The organism is Vicinamibacteria bacterium (assembly GCA_035570235.1).
In the GTDB taxonomy this organism is placed as follows: domain Bacteria; phylum Acidobacteriota; class Vicinamibacteria; order Fen-336; family Fen-336; genus DATMML01.
In genome coordinates this window covers 1-5734 of the sequence record DATMML010000057.1, presented here as the reverse complement: position 1 = coordinate 5734, position 5734 = coordinate 1, and the positions used below count along the sequence as shown (strand labels likewise).

7 protein-coding genes are annotated in these 5734 nt (G+C 67.0%); 3 read left to right on the top strand and 4 right to left on the bottom strand.

Annotation, left to right across the window (positions count from 1 at the left end):
- Window positions 1-343: 343 nt before the first annotated feature.
- The 3 genes from VN461_10660 to VN461_10650 form a co-directional block, all read right to left on the bottom strand.
- A complete protein-coding gene (locus VN461_10660) occupies window positions 344-1162 on the bottom strand; it encodes a ParB/RepB/Spo0J family partition protein (GenBank protein ID HXB55236.1) in 819 nt (272 codons plus the stop codon).
- A gap of 183 nt (window positions 1163-1345) precedes the next feature.
- Entirely contained in the window at window positions 1346-1768 is a 423-nt protein-coding gene (locus tag VN461_10655) for a type II toxin-antitoxin system VapC family toxin (protein HXB55235.1), read from the bottom strand.
- A complete protein-coding gene (locus VN461_10650; GenBank protein ID HXB55234.1) occupies window positions 1765-2034 on the bottom strand; it encodes an AbrB/MazE/SpoVT family DNA-binding domain-containing protein in 270 nt (89 codons plus the stop codon). The genes VN461_10655 and VN461_10650 overlap by 4 nt, the downstream gene beginning before the upstream one ends.
- Before the next feature lie 351 nt (window positions 2035-2385).
- Here VN461_10650 and VN461_10645 point away from each other — a divergent pair, with 351 nt between their 5' ends.
- Window positions 2386-3348 carry a tyrosine-type recombinase/integrase gene (locus VN461_10645; GenBank protein ID HXB55233.1) on the top strand — a complete coding sequence of 321 codons (963 nt, stop codon included), beginning with the start codon at window positions 2386-2388 and terminating at the stop codon, window positions 3346-3348.
- Window positions 3349-3651: 303 nt separating this feature from the next.
- On the opposite strand, the gene VN461_10640 is transcribed toward VN461_10645, so the two are convergent.
- Complete coding sequence (locus VN461_10640; protein HXB55232.1) at window positions 3652-3855, bottom strand: hypothetical protein; 204 nt, start codon at window positions 3853-3855, stop codon at window positions 3652-3654.
- Window positions 3856-4072: 217 nt separating this feature from the next.
- On the opposite strand from VN461_10640, the gene VN461_10635 reads away from it, so the two are divergent.
- Together VN461_10635 and VN461_10630 are read left to right on the top strand one after the other, a co-directional pair.
- On the top strand, window positions 4073-4216 hold the full coding sequence (locus VN461_10635; protein HXB55231.1) for a hypothetical protein: 144 nt from the start codon (window positions 4073-4075) through the stop codon (window positions 4214-4216).
- A gap of 378 nt (window positions 4217-4594) precedes the next feature.
- On the top strand, window positions 4595-5728 hold the full coding sequence (locus VN461_10630) for a hypothetical protein (protein HXB55230.1): 1134 nt from the start codon (window positions 4595-4597) through the stop codon (window positions 5726-5728).
- Window positions 5729-5734 lie beyond the last annotated feature (6 nt).

Here is a 5734-nt window from a genome sequence, read left to right as displayed (position 1 = left end):
CTGGCCGTAGCGCCCGTCATGTGGGCGAGTCAGGATGCCACGGTACCACTAACCGACGCCGAGGCAGGTCCGATAGCCTTGGGCAGCCTCTGCTGGTCGCAACCGGCTGCCGGGCGTCGCGTTCGGTCAAGCGCTCCGAGGGAAGCAGGAGCTTCAGGTGGCGGTCAACGACAGGCTGGGGGTGGGCGTTACTTAAAGAAGGAGGGGTAGGAAGGCGGGGATGCCCCCCGGGCTGGGCATCGTAGCCAGCGCCGCTTTGAGCGCGTCGCAGGACCCTGCCGCGTGGCAGGGAAGTCAGGCTTCAGGGCGGCAACGGCGTTTTCGGCGGTTATGGGCTGCCACCTCACTTGGGGCGTCGGAGCCGCATGAGTGTCTCGTAGATGCGATTGAGCTCGTTCTCGGTCGCGAAGTGGAGGCGCACGGTCCCCCCCTTCTGTCGGCGGTGGATCTCAATCCGGGCGCCTATCACCGAGTGCAGACGCTCCTCGGCGGCTCGGGTGTTGGGATCCTTGGGGGAGCGGCGGCGAGAGGGGAGGGCGGCACGGAACTTCGCGGCCCGGACTTCCACGGCGCGGACGGAAAGCCGCTTTTGCGCTGCCTCCAGGGCCAGTGTCTTCTGTTGGTCTTCGAGTAGACCCAGGAGCGGCCGGGCGTGGCCGGCCGTGATGCGCCCCGCATCGAGGAAATCGCGAACGGCCCGGGAGAGACCAAGGAGGCGGAGCGTGTTTGAGATGGTAGAGCGGCTGCAAGAGAGACGGAGTGCGATCTGGGTCTGATTGAGTTGTCTCTGGAGGCGTTCGATCGCCTGGGCCTGCTGCAGCGGCCCCAGCTCCCCCCGCCGCAAGTTCTCGATCAGGGTCACCTCCACCAACTCCTCGTCCCCGACGTCGCGGAGGTCCACGGGCACTCGTGTCCAGCCGGCAGTCAAAGCCGCGCGGCGACGGATCTCCCCCGCGAGCACCTCATAGCGCTTGCCCCGGGCCCGAACGAGGAGGGATTCAAGACCGCCCCCTTGCCGAAGACGGGCCGCGAGCTGCTCGACGCGCGATCCGTCCTGAGCTCCGGCGGGGATGAAGGGGTTCGCATCCAGGAGGGAGAGGGGAACCTCGCCCAGGTCACGGGGACCAGCGGTTTCGCTCGACTGGGGCGCGGCCTGGTTCAACGACCGGGTCCTCCGAGGAGAGCGAGCCAACGCTGGAGGAGCTCATGCGCGGAGTTCCGCCAGATTCTCGTCGTCTCGGGAGGCGCCTCCAGCATTTGGCCGACTCCATCCGTGAGCAAGGCGGCCAAATCGCGGGGTCCCTCCGGCCGAGGCAGCGTCTCTTCCGGCATGGATGCCCCCATCCTACGCCGGAACGGCCGCCCCAGGATCGATGATCTTGAGGCCCTGGAAATGGCGCCGGTAGAAGCCAAGGTCGCGGGTGAGCAGGGCCTCCGCCTGGAGCTGGGCGTGAGCGCCCACGAGGAAATCGGCCACTACCCTTGTGGGGAGCGCCTTGCCGCCTTTCCGACTCTCCCTCCATAGGCGGCCGGCGGCGGCGACAGTGGCGGGGGAGAGAGGCTCGAAGCGGATCCCCATTGTGCGCAGCGCCTCCTCGAAGAGCCCGTCCGCGGGGAAATGGGCTCGGATTTCGGCCCAGACGATCTCGCAGGCGACAAGCGCCCCTTGGGCGTAGGCACGTCGGAGGGCCTCGCGGGAGGGAGGGCCGAAGCGGGGGTCGGGCTGGAAGATGTCGAGGAGGACCGAGGTGTCAACCGCGGTCTTCACGAGCGCCGTCCCCGCGGGCGCGACCGTGGCCCCCCCGGCCGCGGCCCACGCATTTCGTCCAGGAGCCGCAGCGAGTCGACGGGCCGGCGGGCACCGAGGACTCCGAAGACCTTGTCCACGGGGTGTTCCCCGTGGCTGCCCTTGCGCATGAGCGCCCCGTCCTCGCGGAGGTCGAAGAGGACGACGGTTCCGGTCTCGAGCCCCAGCCGCTCCCGGACCTCCACGGGGATCGTGACCTGACCCTTGGCGGATACAGTGCTTTTCATGATCCAAGGGTAGGATTCTTGACCTATGAAGTCAAGGATTGGAATCTGACACTATGAGAATAATACAAAGATCAAGTGCTCACCCAACATCTGCCCGTCTGGAGGGGGGTTTTGAGGGGGAAGCGGGCCCGATCAGGCCTCCTTGGGGTGCGGCGGGGCCACGGAAGGGGGCTTGGGAGCTGCCCCAGGGGAATCCCTTGCCGACGGGGTACGGAGGTTGGGAGCAGGTCTGAAAAGGGCTGTGCCCCCCCCGCCCTCGACGCCGAAGGAATGGTTGCTTGGGGGCGAGTGTGGGTGATTTGAGGCTTGGTAAAGCACATTATCCACCCTTATAATCTGCGCGGGAGAAGGATGAGGGGAGAGCTTGTCGGGAGGGGGGGGAGCGCAGGGGGGTTCCCGGCCCTTATCGCGCGGGCGGGGGAGCGGGCCTCCCGGCGGTTTGTCGAGTTCTTCACCGCCCACATCCGGAACCCCAACACCCGTAGGGCCTACGCCTGGGCCGTGTCCCGGTTCCTCGGGTGGTGCGAGGGCAGAGCCCTCCCCCTCGAGAGGCTCGAGCCGGTCCTCGTGGCCGCCTACATCGAGGCCCTCCAGAGGGAAGTCTCCGCCCCCACCGTGAAGCAGCACCTGGCCGCGCTGCGCTCGCTATTCGACTACCTGGTGACGGGGGGTGTTCTCCCGGTGAATCCGGCGGCAGCCGTAAGGGGGCCCAAGCACGTAGTCAAGGTGGGGAAGACCCCTGTGCTCTTCCCAGAGGAGGCACGACAGCTCCTCGATTCGATCGACAGCGCCACCGTGGTGGGCCTTCGGGACCGCGCCTTGATGGCCATCATGATCTACTCCTTCGCCCGGGTGGGAGCGGTGGTAAAGATGCGGGTGAAGGACTACTACTCCCAGGGGCGGAGGGCCTACTTTCGCTTGCACGAGAAGGGAGGCAAGTACCACATGGTTCCGGCCCACCACAACGCTGCGACTTACTTGGACGCCTACCTGGATGCGGCCGAGCTCACGGACCAAGACCGGAGCCCGCTCTTCCGCTCAGCCCACAAGCGCAGCGGGAATCTCACCGACCGGTCCCTCACGACAAGCGGCGTTCTCAAGATGGTGAAGCGCCGCGCGCTCGCGGCCGGTCTTCCCAGGGAGATCTGCTGCCACACCTTCCGCGCCACTGGCATCACCGCCTTCCTTCAGAACGGGGGAGAGCTGACCACCGCCCAGCGCATTGCCGCCCACGAGTCCCCGCGCACCACCGCCCTCTACGACCGGACCCAAGAAGAGGTCAACCTCGACGAGATCGAGAGGATCCGCATCTGAGGCCGTGGGGGGGGCGTGAAGTGGCAGCACCCTAAGCGTTCCCTGGCATGCGAGCAGGTGGGTGGCGTCAGGGTGCCGACCCGACGGCGGGGAGCCCCCGGTCACGGCTGAACCTGGGCTCTTGAGCGTTCGACTCTCATAAAGAAGACACCCCGTCCCAGACCCTCCGACCTTGAGATCCTGAAGGGATATGATCGTGGGGCCGACTTGGACAGTGCGCCGCAGTACGTGTCCGCGGCCCGGCGTACCTGTGTCTGACGGCGGAGCGAGGGCCGCGGAGGCTTGTTGTTCAAGCGCGAGACGTCAGAGGCCGAAGCGACGCGAGGGAGCACTGATGGCGAAGAAGGGGAGCAAGAACGAAAAGAAGGATAAGCGCGACCGTAAGGCGGATCGCGAGAGCAGGCCGCTCACCAGCACGGAGAGCGCGGTCGAGGGGATATCAAAGCCGGCGAGCGAGGACAAGAATAGTAGAAAGGCCGCGAAGAAGGCGGCGAAGCTCGCGGCCAAGGCACCTATCTCCGCGCTCGCGGTCACAATCGTTGGCCCCCACGACCAAGCTGGTGCCGTCTACGACCCCGCAACCCGCAGACTCAAGTTGGTTCTCCCGGGTAGCCCGACGGGTCCGGCGGGGCGGCCCGGGCCCCCCGGGGCGAGAGGCGAGCCCGGCCCCCGTGGACAACAGGGGACTCAAGGGCCCCATGGGCCCCAGGGCATTCAGGGCCCCGTGGGCCCGCAGGGCGTTGGCGTAGACCTCTCTCTCGCTCCTGACGACGGCCAGCTGCGGTCGATCTACGTCGATGGCGATGGGAAGCTCTACTATCGCGTGGGCAAGCAGCACTTCGTGGTCAGTCTGACAGCGAAGCCCTAGCAGGTAACGCCCTCGGGTTTGCTCACTGTGGAGGGCCACGGGGCGTGGCCGACTGGATCAGGGCCGCCCGCAAGGACTGTCCGGATCATCCGGCCGAGGTGCTCGGACAAGGAAGGACTTCCGCACCACCGCCGAGCCATCCACCACGGCCGTACGGGAGCGTGGCCGAGTACGCCAAACGAGCCGGACTGCGAAGAACTGGGCGACATGGAACGACTGCTCGGATATGCCTCAAGGCCAATAGGTGTTTATCGCCTCGAGCTTGTGGCAAATGGCGACCTGCGTGGGGGAATGTCGCTGGCCTGCTAGTCGGCGGCACTTTCCCCCGGCCGCTGCTCACGGTTGGCTAGGCCAGTCCCGAAGCGGCATACTCGATGGGTGGACCGACCCTTCTACCCTGCCGCCCGCACCTTCGCCCCAAGACTGGAGCAGCACTTCGCCCAGCAGGTGGAGGCTGCTTCTCCTGATCAGAGGGCGGGCCCACCCTTGCCCGATGCCCCTGCCATCGAGGCCCTCATCGATGCTGCCTTTTGGTCGAGCCTTCAACGCGAGGAGGGTAAGGCCCCGGAGATATCGCTGGCCCTCCTCCCTCCCGAGCGGGCGCTTGGACCGCTGCTGCTCGCGGCGCCCCTGCCGCTTGGCCCTCGCGCCCTCGCGCGACTAGCGCCGGCCGTCCAGCGCCCCGGAATTCACCTGGGCGTCTGGCGCGAGGGTGACCAGCTCCTCGTGTGGGGAACGATGCGTGCGGTTCCCAGCTTTTGCTTCGTGCTGGAAGTCCTCGGCCCCGGCCTGCTCGTTGTCAAGCATCGGACTCGCGAGGATTCGGCCAAGTTCCGAAACGTCGCCGTCTTCGAGGGAGAGGACGTCAAGATCCTGAGCTGGAGGCCCGGGGACGTGTCGGACCATCCCTCCGTCCTCAAAACCATGCTCGCTCCGGCGTCGTCCAACTCGAAGGGTGAATCCGACGAAGTACTGCTGCGTCTCGCCGTGTCCATGCGCGCGCACAAGCGGGGCGGCACGCTGCTAGTGGTGCCCGCGGAGACGGAGGCGTGGCAGGATTCGATCGTGAGGCCCATAGACTACGTCGTGGGGCCCGTCTTTACTGAGCTTGCCGATCTCACGCGTGATGCGACAGAACGGGATTCGTTGCCGGCAGAGGGGGCGCTCGGCCGGGTGGTGGATGCCGTCGCCGGTTTGACCGCGGTGGACGGCGCGACCCTGATCACGGATCGTTACGAGCTGCTCGCATTCGGCGTGAAGATCGGCCGCCCCGACGGCCGGGCCCGAGTGGAGCGAGTGGTCCTCACCGAACCGATCGAAGGCGCGGTGGCGGCCGTGGTGGCCCCGTCCCAGCTCGGGGGCACCCGCCACGTCTCGGCGGCACAGTTCGCGCAGGACCAGCCCGACGCCGTGGCCTTGGTGGCGTCCCAAGACGGCCACTTCACCATCTTCGCGTGGTCCCCGCGTGAGGGGATGGTGCACGCCCACCGCGTGGAGACGCTACTCATGTGACCTCAT